Annotated in this window: 18 protein-coding genes; 9 read left to right on the forward strand and 9 right to left on the reverse strand. The window is 71.8% G+C overall.

Annotation, left to right across the window (positions count from 1 at the left end; all coding sequences use genetic code 11):
* Position 1: 1 nt before the first annotated feature.
* The 6 genes from ACFWP3_RS01135 to ACFWP3_RS01160 form a co-directional block, all read right to left on the reverse strand.
* Complete coding sequence (locus tag ACFWP3_RS01135; protein WP_384215305.1) at positions 2–661, reverse strand: response regulator; 660 nt, start codon at positions 659–661, stop codon at positions 2–4.
* Positions 658–2,019, reverse strand: coding sequence for a sensor histidine kinase (locus ACFWP3_RS01140; protein WP_384215306.1), 1,362 nt, complete (start codon positions 2,017–2,019; stop codon positions 658–660). The genes ACFWP3_RS01135 and ACFWP3_RS01140 overlap by 4 nt, the downstream gene beginning before the upstream one ends.
* Positions 2,020–2,108: 89 nt before the next feature.
* A complete protein-coding gene (locus ACFWP3_RS01145) occupies positions 2,109–2,780 on the reverse strand; it encodes a response regulator (protein WP_384215307.1) in 672 nt (223 codons plus the stop codon).
* Positions 2,777–4,111: a sensor histidine kinase gene (locus tag ACFWP3_RS01150; protein WP_384215308.1), complete on the reverse strand. Its 1,335-nt coding sequence runs from the start codon at positions 4,109–4,111 to the stop codon at positions 2,777–2,779. The genes ACFWP3_RS01145 and ACFWP3_RS01150 overlap by 4 nt, the downstream gene beginning before the upstream one ends.
* A gap of 10 nt (positions 4,112–4,121) precedes the next feature.
* Positions 4,122–5,324, reverse strand: coding sequence for an acyltransferase (locus tag ACFWP3_RS01155; RefSeq protein ID WP_384215309.1), 1,203 nt, complete (start codon positions 5,322–5,324; stop codon positions 4,122–4,124).
* Complete coding sequence (locus ACFWP3_RS01160; RefSeq protein WP_384215310.1) at positions 5,317–6,219, reverse strand: alpha/beta hydrolase; 903 nt, start codon at positions 6,217–6,219, stop codon at positions 5,317–5,319. Before ACFWP3_RS01160 ends, ACFWP3_RS01155 begins: the two co-directional genes overlap by 8 nt.
* A gap of 432 nt (positions 6,220–6,651) precedes the next feature.
* Here ACFWP3_RS01160 and ACFWP3_RS01165 point away from each other — a divergent pair, with 432 nt between their 5' ends.
* On the forward strand, positions 6,652–7,128 hold the full coding sequence (locus tag ACFWP3_RS01165; RefSeq protein ID WP_384215338.1) for an HIT family protein: 477 nt from the start codon (positions 6,652–6,654) through the stop codon (positions 7,126–7,128).
* 143 nt (positions 7,129–7,271) lie between these two features.
* Here ACFWP3_RS01165 and ACFWP3_RS01170 read toward each other — a convergent pair whose 3' ends face one another.
* Together ACFWP3_RS01170 and ACFWP3_RS01175 are read right to left on the reverse strand one after the other, a co-directional pair.
* Positions 7,272–7,733, reverse strand: a complete 462-nt coding sequence (locus ACFWP3_RS01170; protein WP_384215311.1) for a MarR family winged helix-turn-helix transcriptional regulator — start codon at positions 7,731–7,733, stop codon at positions 7,272–7,274.
* A 100-nt stretch (positions 7,734–7,833) separates the two neighbouring features.
* Positions 7,834–8,463 carry a DJ-1/PfpI family protein gene (locus ACFWP3_RS01175; RefSeq protein ID WP_384215312.1) on the reverse strand — a complete coding sequence of 210 codons (630 nt, stop codon included), beginning with the start codon at positions 8,461–8,463 and terminating at the stop codon, positions 7,834–7,836.
* A gap of 276 nt (positions 8,464–8,739) precedes the next feature.
* On the opposite strand from ACFWP3_RS01175, the gene ACFWP3_RS01180 reads away from it, so the two are divergent.
* The 3 genes from ACFWP3_RS01180 to ACFWP3_RS01190 all read left to right on the forward strand — a co-directional run bounded on the left by ACFWP3_RS01180 (position 8,740) and on the right by ACFWP3_RS01190 (position 11,634).
* Complete coding sequence (locus ACFWP3_RS01180) at positions 8,740–10,101, forward strand: aspartate aminotransferase family protein (protein WP_384215313.1); 1,362 nt, start codon at positions 8,740–8,742, stop codon at positions 10,099–10,101.
* Between the two features lie 96 nt (positions 10,102–10,197).
* Entirely contained in the window at positions 10,198–10,866 is a 669-nt protein-coding gene (locus tag ACFWP3_RS01185) for a GntR family transcriptional regulator (protein ID WP_384215314.1), read from the forward strand.
* Positions 10,867–10,983: 117 nt separating this feature from the next.
* Positions 10,984–11,634, forward strand: coding sequence for a hypothetical protein (locus tag ACFWP3_RS01190; RefSeq protein ID WP_384215315.1), 651 nt, complete (start codon positions 10,984–10,986; stop codon positions 11,632–11,634).
* Positions 11,635–11,685: 51 nt separating this feature from the next.
* Here the strand turns inward: ACFWP3_RS01190 and ACFWP3_RS01195 are convergent, their stop codons facing one another.
* Positions 11,686–12,441, reverse strand: a complete 756-nt coding sequence (locus ACFWP3_RS01195; RefSeq protein WP_384215316.1) for an SLATT domain-containing protein — start codon at positions 12,439–12,441, stop codon at positions 11,686–11,688.
* A gap of 267 nt (positions 12,442–12,708) precedes the next feature.
* Here ACFWP3_RS01195 and ACFWP3_RS01200 point away from each other — a divergent pair, with 267 nt between their 5' ends.
* The 5 genes from ACFWP3_RS01200 (at position 12,709) to ACFWP3_RS01220 (ending at position 16,826) form a co-directional block, all read left to right on the forward strand.
* On the forward strand, positions 12,709–13,053 hold the full coding sequence (locus tag ACFWP3_RS01200; protein ID WP_384215317.1) for a YbaB/EbfC family nucleoid-associated protein: 345 nt from the start codon (positions 12,709–12,711) through the stop codon (positions 13,051–13,053).
* A gap of 36 nt (positions 13,054–13,089) precedes the next feature.
* Positions 13,090–13,689 carry a recombination mediator RecR gene (recR, locus tag ACFWP3_RS01205; RefSeq protein WP_030152816.1) on the forward strand — a complete coding sequence of 200 codons (600 nt, stop codon included), beginning with the start codon at positions 13,090–13,092 and terminating at the stop codon, positions 13,687–13,689.
* On the forward strand, positions 13,682–14,329 hold the full coding sequence (locus ACFWP3_RS01210) for a DUF5063 domain-containing protein (protein ID WP_384215318.1): 648 nt from the start codon (positions 13,682–13,684) through the stop codon (positions 14,327–14,329). The genes recR and ACFWP3_RS01210 overlap by 8 nt, the downstream gene beginning before the upstream one ends.
* 152 nt (positions 14,330–14,481) lie before the next feature.
* The gene (locus ACFWP3_RS01215) at positions 14,482–15,756 is read left to right on the forward strand and encodes an aspartate kinase (protein WP_384215319.1); all 1,275 of its coding nucleotides are present in this window, start codon (positions 14,482–14,484) and stop codon (positions 15,754–15,756) included.
* Positions 15,753–16,826, forward strand: coding sequence for an aspartate-semialdehyde dehydrogenase (locus ACFWP3_RS01220; RefSeq protein ID WP_384215320.1), 1,074 nt, complete (start codon positions 15,753–15,755; stop codon positions 16,824–16,826). The genes ACFWP3_RS01215 and ACFWP3_RS01220 overlap by 4 nt, the downstream gene beginning before the upstream one ends.
* Positions 16,827–16,920 lie beyond the last annotated feature (94 nt).

Raw genomic sequence — 16,920 nt, forward strand, 5'->3', positions numbered from 1 at the left:
CCTACGACGGAGTCACCAGCCGGGTCTCATAGGCGAACACGGCGGCCTGGGTCCGGTCGCGCAGGCCCAGCTTCACCAGGATGCGGCTGACATGGGTCTTGATGGTGGACTCGGCGACGATCAGCCGGCCGGCTATCTCCCCGTTGGACAGCCCCTGCGCGATCAGCACCAGCACCTCCTTCTCACGGTCCGTCAACTCGCCCAGCCCCGCCGGATCCGCGACCCTCGGTGTCTCGGCGAGCTTCGAGAACTCCGAGATCAGCCGCTTGGTCACCGACGGCGCCAACAGCGCTTCCCCGGCCGCCACCACCCGTACCCCATCGGCCAGCTGACGGGCCGACGCGTCCTTGAGCAGGAACCCGGAGGCCCCGGCCCGCAGTGCCTGGTACACGTACTCGTCGAGGTCGAAGGTCGTCAGGACCAGCACCTTCGCGTCCGTGTCGGCGGCCACGATCTCCCGCGTCGCCTCCAGCCCGTTCATCAGCGGCATCCGGATGTCCATCAGCACCACATCCGGCCGCAGCGCCGCCACCTGTGCGATGGCCTCACGGCCGTCGACGGCCTCGCCGACGACCTCGATGCCCTCCATGGCGTTCAGCAGGACGGAGAAGCCCTCGCGCACCATCATCTGGTCGTCGACGATCAGCACTCTGATCGTCATGGCGTCGCCACCCCCGTCCCCGTCCCGGTGTCCTTCTGGGACTCGGCCGCGGGCTCCGCACGGTGGGGCACCGGTATGAACACCGCCACCTCGTACCCGCCCGCCGCCGTGGCGCCGGCCGTCATCTCCCCTTCCAGCATGGCCACGCGCTCCCGCATCCCCGTGATCCCGTGCCCGGCCCCCGGCGAGGGCCGTACGTCCCCGGTCGCCGGCCCGTTGACGACGCGTATCCCCAGGCCGCCCAGCACATAGGAGACCTCGATCGAGGCGGCCGACCCCGGCGCGTGCCGCAGCGTGTTGCTCAGCGCCTCCTGGATGATCCGGTAGGCCGACAGCTCGACCCCCTGAGGCAGTTCCCGCACGGCGCCCGTGACCGTCTTGTCCACGCTCAGCCCCGCCTCGCGCACATTGGCCAGCAGCCCGTCCAGCGAGGCCAGCGTCGGCTGCGGGGCGTCCGGAGCCTCATAGTCCGCGGAGCGCACCACACCCAGCACCCGCCGCAGCTCCGTCAGAGCCGCCACCGCGTTCTCCCGGATGGTGACGAACGCCGCCTCCAGCTCCGGCGGCGGGTTCTTCACCCGGTACGGCGCGGCCTCCGCCTGGATCGCCACCACCGACATGTGGTGAGCGACCACGTCGTGCAGCTCCCGCGCGATCGTCGTCCGCTCCTCGAGCAGCGTCCGCTTGTCCCGCTCGACGGCCGTGACCTCCTGCTGCGCGCTCACCTCGGCCTTCGCGGAGCGGCGTATCTGGATGCTGCTCGCGATCGCCAGCGCGAACGCCGAGGTCACCGCCATCTGCGGCAGACCGGTCCCGAACCCGTTGCCGAGCAGCACCGACATCCCGAAGCCGAGCGCGAGGGTCAGCGTCCACATCCAGGCCGCGACCCGCGGGCCGGTCCGCAGGGTGACGAGGACCATCACCGTGAGGTAGGAGAGGAAGCTGCCCGGGCTCCAGGGCCAGCCCGCGCCCCCACCGATCACGGCGAGCACCAGCGTCATCGCCACGGCCGCCCACCACGCGGCCACCGGCCGCACCAGCGTCATCAGCACCGGGGCCGCGGCTATGAGCCCCACGGCGAGTTTGCCGGCGTCGCCCATGTAGGGAGAGTGCGTGGCGCCCGTGAACAGCACGACGAAGAACGCCAGGCCCGCCACCGCCGCATACTGCCTCCACGGCGCGTACTTGCGTATCGCCCCGGGCAGCCGGCGCCCGAAGCGCCCCTGGGTCTCCACCAGTGGCAGAGGCCGGTAGGCGAAGATGTCGGTGAAGAGGTCCTGGCGCAGGGTCTCGATCACCCCCGATGCCATTTGGATTTCAGGCGTCCGGGCTGTCCCCCCGGTGGTCGTCTCGGTCATACACACAACCGTAGGCCGGTGCCGGCGTCATCCGCGTCGCCGCCCAAGGGGATTTCCGCAGGTCCCTCTCAGGTACTACGCGGGTGATCTCAGTAGCCCGTCGGACGGACCAGCCCGGTCTCGTACGCGAACACGGCGGCCTGGGTGCGGTCTCGCAGCCCCAGCTTCACCAGGATCCGGCCCACATGGGTCTTCACCGTCTGCTCGGCCACGGTCAGGTGGGCCGCGATCTCCGCGTTCGACAGACCCTGGGCGACGAGGGTCAGCACCTCGGTCTCCCGCTCGGTCAGCTCGTCGATCCGCGCCCGCGACGGCGCCCGCGGCGCCCCCAGCCGGGAGAACTCGGTGATCAGCCGCTTCGTGATGTTCGGCGAGAGCAGTGCCTCCCCGGCGGCCACCACCCGCACGGCCTCCGCGAGCTGGTCGGCCGACGCGTCCTTCAGCAGGAACCCGGAGGCCCCGGCCCGCAGCGCCTCATACACGTACTCGTCGAGGTCGAAGGTGGTCAGCACCAGCACCTTCACGGTGGCGCCCGGGGCGCCCGTGATGACGGACGTGGCCTCGATGCCGCCCATCCCCGGCATGCGGATGTCCATCAGGACCACGTCCGGGCCCAGTTCGCCGGTCTTGGCCACGGCGTCCGCTCCGTCGACGGCCTGGCCGACCACCTCGATGTCGGGCTGGGCGTTGAGAAGCACGGTGAAGCCCTGCCGGACCATCATCTGGTCGTCGGCGATCATCACCTTGATCGGGGTGCTCATGAATCCCTCGTCGTCTCGGATGCGGAACCGCCGGGCGAGACCCGTGGATCCATCGGAAGTACCGCGGTCACCTCGTACCCGCCGTCGGGCAGGGGACCGGCGGCCAGCTCGCCCCCCAGCATGCCTGCCCGCTCGCGCATCCCGAGCAGCCCGTGCCCCGCACCGGGCGAAGGCGCCGCACGCCGGGTCGGCGCGGAGTTGGCCACGCACAGGTGCAGGTCGCGAGGCCCGTACGCGATGCCGACCTCCACCTTCGAACCGGGCGCGTGGCGCAGGCAGTTGCTCAGTGCCTCCTGCACGATCCGGTACGCGGTGAGCTCGACGCCGGGTGTCAACGGCCGGCGTATGCCCGCTATCTCGGTGGTGACGTGCAGCCCGGCTCCCCGCACGTTGTCCACGAGGCTGTCCAGCTCGGCGAGGGTCGGCTGCGGGTGTTGCGGGGCCTGCGGATCGTCGGCCTGCTCGGAGCGCAGCACGCCCAGCACCCGCCGCAGCTCCGTGAGGGCTTCCAGGGCGTTCTCCCGGATGCCCGCGAGGTTCTCCTTGAGCTCCTGCGACGGGTTCTCCACGAGGTGCGGGGCGACCTGCGCCTGGATGGAGATGACCGACATGTGGTGCGCGACGACGTCGTGCAGCTCGCGGGCGATACGGCTGCGCTCCTCCAGCAGCGTGCGCCGGGCGCGCTCCTCGGCGGTGAGGGACTCCTGCTCGACGAGCTTGCCGCGGGCCAGGCGCGTCGCGCGGAGCGCATAGCCGAGGACGCCGACGAAGCCGAAGAGCAGTGCCACGCCCGCGACAAGCGACTGACTCCCCGGTGGCCTGAAGACGGCCTCGGCCAGCCCGGAGCAGAGGACCGAGACCCCCACGACCCCGACCGTCACCCGGGGCGGCACCCGCAGGGCCGCCAGCAGGATCAGCGGTGCGAACGTGAAGGCCCCGGCGGGTGTCCACGGCCAGGACTGGCCCTGGCCGACCCGGTCGTGGATCGTCCACGCGATCAGGGCCGCGGTGACGAGGCCGAGCCACCAGCCGGCGAGGGGCCGGAACATCCCGAGCACGATGGAGGCACCGGTCAGCAGGGCCAAGGCGACGACCGGGCCGCCCGAGACCTCGTAGTGGTCCTCGAGCTGCATGACCGTGAGGGCGCACGAGACCACGGCCGCGTAGCCGACGACCGCGTGCGGCAGCCAGGCCAGCCAGCGCGGCCGCGACATGCGGGGCAGCGGGTTCCACTCCAGGGTGAGCAGGTCCCGGGCAAGGCCGCGCAGCGCGGGACGGCCGTCAGAGCGCCCGCGGGCGTCGGGTACGGGGGACTCGCTCGGCTTGGTCACGGGCTCCAGCCTAGGCATGGGTGATCTCCTCGACGGGGGCCGTCGCCCGGCGGTCGGAGCCGGCGACGATGCGGCTGGTTCCCTCCGGTGCCGGGCGGCCGCCGCGCTCGTACGCGCGGAACGCGGCCCAGCACACCGTCAAAGCGACGGCGAACACGGGCAGCCACAGCAGCCGGGCCGGTATCCACATCAGGGAGTCGGGCACGGTGTGCAGCCCGGGCAGGTCGGCGGGGGCCAGCAGCCCGAGGGCGGTGACGGCCATCATGGCGGTCTGGTGCCAGAGGAAGACGGTCATGGCGGAGAGGTTCAGCAGGGCCACCGCAGCCCAGGCGCCCGGCCTCCGCATGGCCCGGGCGAGCGGCTCGCGCAGCAGCAGGGCCAGCCCGCACTGGGCCAGTCCGAACGCGACCGCGGCGAGCGTCGGCGGGTTCAGGTTCGACACGGCCGCCCCGGGCACGCCGACCATCGACGCCGGATACCCGCCCCACAGGATCAGCGCGGCCGTGGCGACCGTGCCCGCCGCGACCAGCAGGACCGCGGGCCCGCGCCGGGCGAACGCACCCCGGGACCATGCGGCGCCCAGGGTGTAGGGGACGAGCCAGCCGGCGGCCACATTGACCCAGCCGACCCACTCGGGCCCGCCGAGCCCGAACCGCCACAGGTCGACACCCGCCACCACGGCCAGTGGCCACAGCGGATGGAGCCGGGCCACGAGCGGGGTCGCGGCGGTCAGCACCGCGAACACGAGCAGGAACCACAGCGGTGACAGCACCAGCTTGACCAGCGTCTGCACGGTGGGGATGGCCACCCCGCCGACCAGCATCCCGCCCGCGACGACCGTCCACAGGACGAGCACGGCGGCGACCGGGCGGAAGAGCCGGCCCAGCCGCCCGCCGACCCAACTGCGGTACGAGTCCCCGCGCTCCCGCGCCGAGGCCCAGCCGCGGGCGGCGACCCGGCCGCCGACGAGGAAGAAGACGGCCAGTGTCTGGAACACCCAGGACACCGGGGCGAGCATGCTCGTGTACGCCAGCGGACTGGTGTTGCTCAGCCCGCCGTCGGCGGTGGTCAGGGCGGTGACCAGCCAGTGGCCGAGGACCACGCCGAGGATCGCGAAGGCCCGCAGCGCGTCCACGGCGCGGTCGCGGCAGGCCGGGGTCGCCGCGTCGATGCCCTCGGCCAGGGCGGACCAGCGGGTACGGAGCTCACGCACGGGAAACCTCCGAGGGGGTCGCGGTCGCGGGGGCGCCGGAGACGTCGGCGGCGCCGAGGACGATGGCGGACAGGTGGTCCAGGGACTCGGTGCCGGGCTTGAGGTAGTCGCTGTGCCCGACGGCGCCGGCGGCGAACGCCCGGGCTCCGAAGGCGGGGTCGACGGGGTCGGTGCCGAAGCCGATCGCGCCGAGCCGGGCGTGCGGGACATGGCCGATCCAGTCGCCGCTGCCCCGCCCCGCCCAGACCCGGGCACCCGTCGGGAGGTCCCGGGCGGAATCGGCCCCGGTGCCCGGGCTGCCGAACAGCACGATGTCGGCGACCGCCGGCCCGGTCTCCGTACGGGCGCAGACCACCGAGCCGTACGAGTGGCAGAGCAGCGAGAGCCGGGCGCCCGGTCCGGCCATGTCCCGCAACCGGTCGAGGAAGGGCCCCAGTTCGGCGGCGGCCTCGTCGGCGCGGGCTGCGGTCAGGACGGTCGTGCTGACCGTGCCGGGGGTGTCGTACCCCAGCCAGGCGACCACGGCGGAGCGCGGATGCGCGGCCTGGAGGCGCTGCTGGAGGGAGACGGCCCCGGCACGGAACCTCTGGTAGGTGTCGAGCGTCGTATCGGACCCGGGCACCAGGACGGCGACCCGGTCGGCGGTCTCCAGATCGCCGAACACCTCGACGGCCCGGCCGCTTCCACGGCCGTCGAAGGCGAGGAACCGCGCCGTACCGGCCGCGTCCATGGCGCGCAGCCTCGCCGCCCGCCCGGTGCGTCCGGCGTCCGCCGCCATCCGCGCCGCCTCGGCCAGGTTGGCCCGGTTGGCCGCGTACCGGTCGAGGGGCGCGGCGGACTCGGCGAACGCCGCGGGTATGGGCGCGGGGACGTTGGGGGAGGCGGCGGCGGACACCGGAACCACGACGGCCGCAGCGACCAGCGCCGCCAGCAGGGTCCGGCGCGGCCGACCGGGCCCCGCCAGGTGACGGGCGATACCCGCCGGGCCACGGCCACGACCACGGCCGCGGCCACGGCCACGGTCACGAACACGGCCACGACCGCCCGCCTCCGGCATCGCCGTCGCCGTCGCCGTTGCCGTCGCTGTTGCCCTTGCCGCAGCGCTCTTCGTGCTCGTGGTCGTCCCCGCCGCCATCGTCTCTTCCTCCGCTCGGGAAGAGCCGTCAGCGCCCTTCTCTGCCACCGAAGTTAGAAATCGAGACCCCTCATCGGCGTCCCGCTCCAGAGCCGTGTTCCTGCATAGCTCTCAGGTATGACAGGGGATACCTGAGGGCAACGCCGATCCCGAACTCCCCCGGCCAGACCCGCCGGTTAAGGTCGCTGGATGATCGAAACCGACTGGCGTCACGACCGCATCGGCACCGCACACCGGGGGCAGAACCCGACCGTCCTGCGCCGCCTCGAATCGGGCTTCGCCGTGATCGGGGACCGGCAGTTCCTGCCCGGGTACTCGGTCCTGCTGACCGACGATCCCGCGGTGACCCGACTCTCCGACCTGCCCCGGGCGCGCAGGACCGCGTACCTCACCGACATGGAGCGGCTCGCCGAAGCCGTCGAACGAGCCTGCCGCCGCCTCGACCCCGCGTTCCGCCGCGTCAACATCGAGATCCTGGGCAACACCGACCCGTACCTCCACGCCCACATCTGGCCGCGGTACGACTGGGAGCCCGCCGACCTGGTCCGGCTACCCGTGTGGTTGTACGGGGAGGAGTACTGGCGCGACGAACGGCACGCGCTGAGCGAGCGCCACGACGGCCTGCGGGCCGCCATCGGGGAGGAGCTGGACGTACTCGGCGGGGCGTAAGGGTCCGGAAAACCGTCCGCCGCTCGGCCGGCCGGGCTCAGCCGGCGGCCGACAGCGTCTCCACGTAGCCCGCGCGCCAGCGTGGAGCCGGGTCCTGGCCCCGGCTCGTCCAGTACTCCCGCGCCGCCGCGTCCCCGGACCGGCTAGCCGTCGGCCCGCGGCTCGGCCATCGCGTCCAGGGCCTTCGTCAGGCGGTCCAGGACGTGCACCGTTTCCGCGAACGCCGCGTCGCCCAGTTCCTCCGCCAGGCGGGTGGCCAGGGAGGCGTGGCCCGGGGTGATGCGGGCGATCGCCGCGCGGCCCGCTTCGGTCGGGCGCAGGAGCTTGGCGCGGCGGTGGGCAGGGTTCGGTACGTACTCCGCGAGGCCCTTGGCGGCGAGCAGGTCGGCGATGCGCTGGACGCTCTGCCGCGTGATGCCCATGGCCCGGGCGATCCCCGCGACCGGGAGCGGCTCCCGGAGCACGGCGCCGAGCACCTGCCACCACGCGGCGGTCAGGCCGGCCGGGCGGGCCAGCTCCTCCGATACCGCGAGGAACTGGCCGTTGAGGCGGAACACTCCGAGCGCGGTCCGGCTCAGGAGGTCCTGACGAGCACGGAGCGACAACGGCTCGGCGTCCCTCCCAGGCCCCGCATCACGCTCCGGCCCCGCGTCCGACCCAGGACCCGCCTCATGCTCACCACCCGCCTCACGCTCACCCTCCGCCTCACGCATCGCCCGACTCCTCCGCCGCCATCAGGACCGGGTACGCGCTCGCGTCCGAGTCGTGGAAGAGGCGGTACCACGCGTCCAGTACGTCCGGCTTGTACACGTCCAGCCGCGCGAAGACCTCGCGGGCGAAGGCCACCGGCTCCGTCGGCCCCGCCGTGATCAGGTCGCCGTCCGTCACCGCGTCGGCCTCGACGTAGTGCTCGGCGCCCCCGTACCCCGGCTGCTCCGCCAGGTAGAAGGAGACCGCGCTGGTGTGGGCGCGCCCGTCCAGCAGGCCCTCCCGGGCGAGCCCGGCCGTGGCTCCGCAGATCGCCGCGACCGGAACGCCGGCGTCCAGGAACTCCCGGGCCTTCGCCGCGAACGGCGCCAGCTCCTCGCCGGTGTCCCAGAGCGCGGCGCCGGTGAGGATCAGCAGCGAGGAGTCCTGCGGCCGCAGCTCGGCCAGCGCCTGGTCGGGCTGGATGCGTACGCCGCCCATGGTGGTGACGGGCCGCTCCGCGGACAGGGCGACGGTGCGGACCTGGTGACCGCGCTGGGTCAGGTGTGCGGTGGTGTGGCCGGTCTCCCAGTCCGCGTACGTGTCGTAGACGGCGAGGTGGACGGGCTTGCGCGGGGTCTCGTTCATCGTGATCGCCTCCGGCGTTGACTGGCGTTGACGTTCAGGGCCTGCTCTGTGCGGTGCTCGTCCTCTGTGCTGCCGTGCTCGTGCTCGTGCTCCTGCGTACTGTCCTTGCGATCCGCTCTATGACAAGAGACTGTCATAATGACAGGATGTTGTCAATCCATGCCGATTGCCTGCCGAACGCCCCGCCGCGCGGCAGACAGACTGCCGAGACCGGCCCCCCACCCCCATACAGTCCGCCGATATCCCGTCCCACCTGCACACTTCTAGCGTGACGGCATGACCCCTCATGTCACCTCGCACACCCTCGCCGCAGTGAAGGACGCCGACCGGAAGCACGTCTTCCACTCCTGGTCCGCCCAGGCCCTGATCGACCCCCTCGCCGTGGCCGGGGCCGAGGGGTCGTACTTCTGGGACTACGACGGCAAGCGCTTCCTCGACTTCTCCTCCCAGCTGGTCAATACCAACATCGGCCACCAGCACCCCAAGGTCGTCGCCGCCGTCCAGGAGCAGGCCGCCCGGCTCTGCACCCTCGCGCCCGGCTTCGCCGTCGACGTCCGCTCCGAGGCCGCACGCCTCATCGCCGAGCGGACCCCGGGCGACCTCGACAAGATCTTCTTCACCAACGGCGGCGCCGAGGCCGTCGAGAACGCCGTCCGCATGGCCCGGCTGCACACCGGCCGGCAGAAGGTGCTGTCCACCTACCGCTCGTACCACGGGGCCACCGCCGCCGCGATCAACCTCACCGGCGACCCGCGCCGCTGGCCCTCCGATACGGCCGCCGCCGGTGTCGTGCACTTCTGGGGCCCGTACCTCTACCGCTCCGCCTTCCACGCCGCCACCGAGGCCGAGGAGTGCGAGCGCGCCCTCGCCCACCTCGCCGACACCATCGCCTTCGAGGGGCCGCAGACCATCGCGGCGATCATCCTGGAGAGCGTCCCCGGCACCGCCGGGATCATGACCCCGCCGCCCGGCTACCTCGCGGGCGTGCGCGAGCTCTGCGACCGCCACGGCATCGTCTTCATCCTCGACGAGGTCATGTCGGGCTTCGGCCGCACCGGCAAGTGGTTCGCCGCCGACCACTGGGGCGTCACCCCCGACCTGATCACCTTCGCGAAGGGCGTGAACAGCGGATACGTGCCGCTCGGCGGCGTGGCCATCTCCGCCGCCATCGCCGAGACCTTCGCGACCCGCCCCTACCCGGGCGGACTCACGTACTCCGGCCACCCGCTGGCCTGCGCCGCCGCCGTCGCCACCATCAACGCGATGGAGGAGGAGGGCATCGTCGAGCACGCCGCCCACCTCGGCGCGAACGTGATCGGCCCGGCGCTCGCCGAGATCGCCGAGCGGCACCCCTCGGTCGGCGAGGTCCGCGGGCTGGGCACCTTCTGGGCCCTGGAGCTCGTACGGGACAAGCAGACGCGCGAGCCCCTCGTCCCGTACAACGCCTCGGGCGCCGACAACGCGCCGATGGCCGAATTCGCGGCGGCCTGCAAGGCCTCCGGGCTGTGGCCGTTCGTCAACATGAACCGCACCCACGTCGTCCCGCCGTGCACCATTTCGGAGACGGAGGCGAAGGAGGGGCTGGCGCTGCTGGACGAGGCGCTGACGGTCGCCGACCGCCACACCACGTCCGGATAGCGGACGGCACATTCGCATACCGTTCTACAACCGCTCTATTTCAGCCTCGCTGCCTGGCCTAAGGTGTCCGGAGTTCACCTAAGGAGACGGACCCCTATGCCAGGCAGCGGCGCTGTCACCCGCAACACACTTCGCCAGCAGATCGCGGACGCGCTGCGTGACGAGGTGCTCGCGGGACGCCTGCCGCCCGGGACCGAGTTCACCGTCAAGCAGATCGCCGAGCAGTACGAGGTCTCCGCGACCCCGGTCCGCGAGGCGCTGGTCGACCTCTCGGCCCAGGGACTGCTCGAACTGGTCCAGCACCGGGGCTTCCGGGTGCGGATCTTCTCCGTGGACGACTTCCGGGGAATGATCGAGGCCCGCTCACTGGTCGTGGACGGGATCTTCCGCAGGCTCGCCGAGCGGGGCGCCGCCATGGGTTCGGGCGAGTTGCTGGTGTCCGTGCGGCGCCGGGCCGAGGAGGCGCGCAGGGCCGTGCAGAGCGGTTCGCTCGAAGTGCTGATCGGCTACGACCTGCGCTTCTGGCGGGAGCTGAGCGAGCTGGTCGGGAACACCTACATCTCGGAGTTCCTGCACCGCATCCGTGTGCAGTGCTGGGTCTTCGCCGTGCCCTACCTCCAGCGCGATCCGGAGCGGCTGCGGGCGGCGCTGTGGGACAAGCACAGCGACCTGGTGGACGCGGTGACCCTCGCCGACGCCGACGCGGTGCGCCGCATCGTGCAGGGGTACAACCAGCACGGGCTGGACTGGGCGGCCGGGCTCTAGGAGCGCCTGGCTCTAGGAGTACGGGTTCCAGGAGTACGGGTTCTGCGCACCCCTTCGCGGAGCGTGTCCGGCGCACTACGCTGGCCGGATCGGCGGCAACGACTGATCGGAGCCCGCGTGGCCTGTGACCTGTGGCTGGTCCCCCTTGTCGACGTGCTGTGCCACAGCCCCGACAACCCGTTCGCGGAAGAGATCGCCTCGTACGACAAGGCGCTCGGCGAGGCCGGGCTGCCGTCCGTGCCCGTGTTCGCCTACATGCCGGGCCTGAGCGGGGACGTGGCCCCGGTCGCCGGCTTCGACTACGACGCCCTGCACTTCCTGCGGCGGGCGTACCTGCTCCAGATCTGCGGGCTCCCGGTGACCCCGGTGGACGAGCTGGGCGGGGACTACGAGCAGCTGCTGGAGATGTTCGAGCCGACGGCCCAGCAGTCGCACCTGGTGTGGCACTACGACCATGCCGGGGCGTACGTTCCGGTGGACTTCGCGGCTCCGCTGGCGAACGAGGAACTGCTGGCCGGCGGAGGGCCGCTGGGGTCCGCGCAGGGGCTGCTGCGGGAGCTGTGGGTGGTGGCTCCGGCCATCGGGATAGACCCCGGGAACCCGCCCGCCGCGCCTGCTCCGCCGGGGAGGCCGACCTCGCTGGAGGAGCCCGCGGGGCCGATTCCGTACGACGACAGTCCGTTCGCGCGGGAGCGGCACGTGTGGCTGGGGCTGCACGCCGCTGCCACGCGGAGCCTGGGTCAGGGATCGATGATCATCTTCAGCTGAGCCGGGCGCGCGCCGGCCCCCGCCCCGAAAACCAAGGCCCCCCGCGCCCCCTCAGCGCGGCTGCTCCGGGGGCCGCTGGCGCGGCATGTTGGGGCGGGTGCCCGGCGGGAGGGGGAAGCGGGCCGGGGGGACGTAGGCGTCCGGGCGGGCCCCGTTGGCGCCCAGGGACTGCATGACCAGGGGGGCCGGGCCGGAGCTGAATTCCACCATCCACTCCGCGGTCTCGGAGCGCACCAGCTCCGTCACGTCCTCCGAGAACCGCCGCAGCACCGTCAGGCACCGCTCGGCGGCCTCGCTGGCCGTGCCCTCGGTCGGCCCGAGCACCTCCCGCACGTTCTCCGAGGCCCAGTCGAACTGCAGGGTCTGGAGGCGGCGCTGCACCGCCTGGGCCGTGGCCACGTCCCGCATCCAGCCCGAGGTGAGGCCGAAGAACCGGTCGCAGGCCAGGCAGGCCGCCGCCAGCAGCAGCGACACGAACCCGTACGCCGACGCGCCCGCCGCCGAGCCCGTCAGCTCCATCAGCGGCAGCGCGGCGCCCGTGACGGCGCCCAGGGCGGCTCCGACGCGCAGCACGCGCGCCCCCCGGCGCTTCCACGCCCGGTCGGACAGGTACCACTCGGCGGTGCGCAGCGCATCGGCCTCGACGCGGCGGTAGAGCTCGTCGAGGCGCTCGGCAGGCTCGCCCCAGTCCCCGAGGGGGAACGGCCGCCCGGTCAGATCGCCCGCCGCCATCGGTCCGCTGCCCTCCTCCCGGGGATCCCGGGGATCCCGGGGTGGCCCCTCGGGCTGCATCTCCGGCTGGCTCACCCGGCACTCCCTCTGCCTGCGCTGACGTGTGGTGGTGCGCGTGTGCGCAATGATGCGCATGCTCTTCCTACCTTCGAATGGGGCGCGATGGGCAACGAATCCCGGGATTTCCGCCCACAAGGAGGTCTCCATCAGGTACGCATACGTCCTGTCTCTCACTCGAAAGAGTTGGTCCTCACGGCGTAGGGCGCAGCGCCCGGGGAGCACGTAGGCTCGGATTGACCAAGCTGCCCCAGGCTTGGACCGACGCTACGGAGTGAGTGACCTGTGATTCCCGGTGGTGGCCAGCCCAACATGCAGCAGCTGCTCCAGCAGGCCCAGAAGATGCAGCAGGACCTCGCCGCGGCCCAGGAAGAGCTGGCCAGGACCGAGGTCGAGGGCCAGGCCGGCGGCGGCCTCGTCAAGGCGACGGTGACCGGTTCCGGTGAGCTGCGCGCCCTGGTGATCGACCCGAAGGCGGTGGACCCCGAGGACACCGAGACCCTCGCCGACCTGGTGGTCGCGGCGGTGCAGGCGGCCAGCGAGAATGCCCAGGCGCTCCAGCAGCAGAAGCTGGGCCCGCTGGCCCAGGGGCTGGGCGGCGGCAGCGGCATCCCCGGCCTTCCCTTCTAGCACTCCCACCCCACCCGAACGAAAGAAGGCAGTCCGTTGTACGAAGGCGTGGTCCAGGACCTGATCGACGAACTGGGCAGGCTGCCCGGCGTCGGGCCCAAGAGCGCGCAGCGGATCGCCTTCCACATCCTGCAGGCGGAGCCCACCGACGTCCGCCGCCTCGCGCACGCGCTGCTCGAGGTGAAGGACAAGGTCCGGTTCTGCGCGGTGTGCGGGAACGTGGCGCAGGAGGAGCGGTGCAACATCTGCCGCGACCCGCGCCGCGACACCACGGTCATCTGTGTCGTGGAGGAGCCGAAGGACGTCGTCGCGATCGAGCGGACCCGCGAGTTCCGGGGCAGGTACCACGTCCTCGGCGGTGCGATCAGCCCGATCGAGGGCGTCGGCCCCGACGACCTGCGGATCCGCGAGCTGCTGGCGCGGCTGGCGGACGGCGAGGTGACCGAGCTGATCCTGGCCACCGACCCGAACCTGGAGGGCGAGGCGACCGCCACCTACCTCGCCCGCATGATCAAGCCCATGGGCCTGAAGGTCACCCGCCTGGCCAGCGGGCTCCCCGTCGGGGGAGATCTGGAGTACGCGGACGAGGTCACGCTCGGGCGGGCCTTTGAAGGAAGGCGACTTCTCGATGTCTGACGCAACGCTGCACGCACTGGGCCAGGATCCGGACGACTTCGCGGCCTCGATCGCGGACCAGATCGAGTCCTTCATCGTCGCGGTCACCGAGGTGGCCAAGGGCGAGGACCCGGACAGCGCGGTGCCGTTCCTCCTTCTGGAGGTCTCCCAGCTGCTGCTGGCGGGCGGCCGGCTGGGCGCGTACCAGGACGTCCTGCCGGACGAGCGTTACGAGCCCGACCTGGGCCCGGAGCCGGACGTGGACGACCTGCGCGAGCGGTTCGCGATCATGCTGGAGCCGGTCGACGTCTACTCCGAGGTCTTCGACCCGTACGAGCCGCGCAAGGCCCCGGTCGCGCACCGGATCTCCGACGACCTGGCCGACGTGGTCGCCGACCTGCGGCACGGGCTCATCCACCACCAGGCCGGCCGGATCACCGAGGCGCTGTGGTGGTGGCAGTTCTCGTACTTCACCAACTGGGGTCCGACGGCCTCGGCCACCCTGCGCGCGCTCCAGTCGCTGATCGCGCACGTGCGCCTGGACCAGCCGCTCGCGGCCCTGGACGGCCTGGACACGGACGAGGACCTCACGGAGGACGACCTCGCGGAGCAGGCGGGCCAAGTGATGGCCCAGGAACTGGGTGGCCTCGGCCGCGCATGAGTCCGCGCGAAATGAGCACCCGCGCGAAAGAACACCCGCGCACGGGAACCCATCCTTTGATCTTCACGTCTCATGATGTGGTACGAAGCGGTCGGATCCCGGGCGCTCGTTAGACTGCACCAGCAATGAGACGGACTGAGCGAGGAGCGCACGTGGGCCTTGTCGTGCAGAAGTACGGAGGCTCCTCCGTAGCCGATGCCGAAGGCATCAAGCGCGTCGCCAAGCGGATCGTGGACGCCAAGAAGAACGGCCACCAGGTGGTCGTCGTGGTTTCCGCGATGGGCGACACGACGGACGAGCTGATCGATCTCGCCGAGCAGGTTTCTCCCATGCCTGCCGGACGCGAATTCGACATGCTGCTGACCGCCGGAGAGCGGATCTCCATGGCCCTGCTGGCCATGGCGATCAAAAACCTGGGCCACGAGGCCCAGTCGTTCACCGGTAGCCAGGCAGGCGTGATCACCGACTCGGTCCACAACAAAGCGCGCATCATCGATGTCACGCCGGGCCGTATCCGCACCGCGCTGGACGAGGGCAACATCGCCATCGTCGCCGGCTTCCAGGGCGTGTCCGCGGACTCCAAGGACATCACCACCCTCGGCCGGGGCGGCTCGGACACCACCGCCGTCGCGCTCGCCGCGGCGCTGGACGCCGAGGTCTGCGAGATCTACACCGACGTGGACGGCGTCTTCACCGCGGACCCCCGCGTCGTGAAGAAGGCCCGGAAGATCGACTGGATCTCCTCCGAGGACATGCTGGAGCTCGCCGCCTCCGGTTCCAAGGTGCTGCTGCACCGCTGTGTCGAGTACGCACGCCGATACAACATCCCGATCCACGTCCGCTCGTCCTTCTCGGGACTGCCGGGCACGTGGGTCAGCAACGAGAATCCGCAAGGGGACGAGCAGGTGGAGCACGCCATCATCTCCGGAGTCGCTCACGACGTCTCCGAAGCCAAGATCACGGTCGTCGGCGTCCCGGACAAGCCGGGCGAGGCCGCGGCGATCTTCCGCGCGATCGCTGACGCCGAGATCAACATCGACATGATCGTGCAGAACGTGTCGGCGGCCTCTACGGGTCTCACCGACATCTCCTTCACGCTCCCCAAGGCCGAGGGCCACAAGGCCATCGACGCCCTGGAGAAGGCGAAGGGCCAGATCGGCTTCGACTCCCTGCGCTACGACGACCAGATCGGCAAGATCTCCCTGGTCGGCGCGGGCATGAAGACCAACCCGGGCGTCACCGCCTCGTTCTTCCAGGCGCTGTCCGACGCGGGCGTCAACATCGAGCTGATCTCCACCTCGGAGATCCGCATCTCGGTCGTGACCCGCCAGGACGACGTCAACGAGGCCGTCCGCGCCGTGCACACGGCCTTCGGCCTCGACTCCGACAGCGACGAAGCCGTCGTCTACGGAGGCACCGGACGATGACGCCGCCCCGGTCCTCCGCCCCGGCGCTCGCCGTGGTCGGGGCGACCGGAGCGGTCGGCACCGTACTGCTCCAGATGCTGTCCCTGCGGGCCGACGTCTGGGGCGACATCCGCCTGATCGCCTCCGCGCGCTCGGCCGGCCGCACGCTGGCCGTCCGCGCGGAGGAGACCGAGGTGCTCGCCCTCACCGAGGACGCCTTCGACGGCCTCGGCCCGGGCGACGTCGCGCTCTTCCTGACCCCGGCCGACGTCTCCGCCCGGTGGGCCCCCGTCGTCACCACACGCGGTGCCGTCGTCGTCGACCAGTCCGCCGCCTTCCGCGAGGACCCCGAGGTCCCGCTCGTGGTGCCCGAGGTCAACGGGCACGCCGTACGGATCAGGCCGCGCGGGATCGTCGCGACCCCGGACTGCGTGACCGCCGCCATGATCGCGGCCCTGGGCGCGCTGCACGCCGAGTACTCCCTCACCGAGCTGTTCGTCTCCTCGTACCAGGCCGCGAGCGCCGCCGGCCGGGCCGGCTCCGAGGCGCTGCGCCGCCAGCTGTCGCTGGTCGCCGGGACCTCCCTGGGCGAGCAGCCCGGAGACGTGCGCCGCGCCGTGGGCGAGGACACCGGCCCCTTCGCGGCTCCGCTCGCGCTCAACGTCGTGCCCTGGTCCGGCGAGCTGCGCGAGGACGGCTGGTCCTCGCACGAACTGGCCGTACGGCAGGAGACGCGCCGGATCCTGGAACTGCCGGAGCTGCCGATCGCGGTGACCTGCGTACAGGTTCCCGTGGTGACGGGGCATTCGGTGACCGTGCGGGCCCGGTTTGAGAACGAGGTGGACGCCGCGCACGCCCGGCAGATCCTGGACGCCGCCCCCGGCGTGGTCCTCGTGGACGACCCGGAGGCGGGGGAGTTCCCCACGCCGGCGGACGCCGCCGGAACGGATCCTGCCTGGGTGGGGCGGGTGCGGGTCTCGCTCGACGACCGGCACGCGCTGGAGTTTTTCGTGTGCGCCGACAATCTGCGCAAGGGCGCCGCCCTGAATGCCACTCAGATCGCGGAACTGATCGCAGGTGAATTTGCGTAATTCGCTTTGTAGGATCGGTGTGTAGATCCCTTGATCAAGGTGATGGCCCGACTGCCGTCTCGATAGACGGGGCAATCGGGAAGAGCGGGTACGC

This window comes from Streptomyces sp. NPDC058525, assembly GCF_042719495.1.
Taxonomy (GTDB): Bacteria; Actinomycetota; Actinomycetes; order Streptomycetales; family Streptomycetaceae; genus Streptomyces.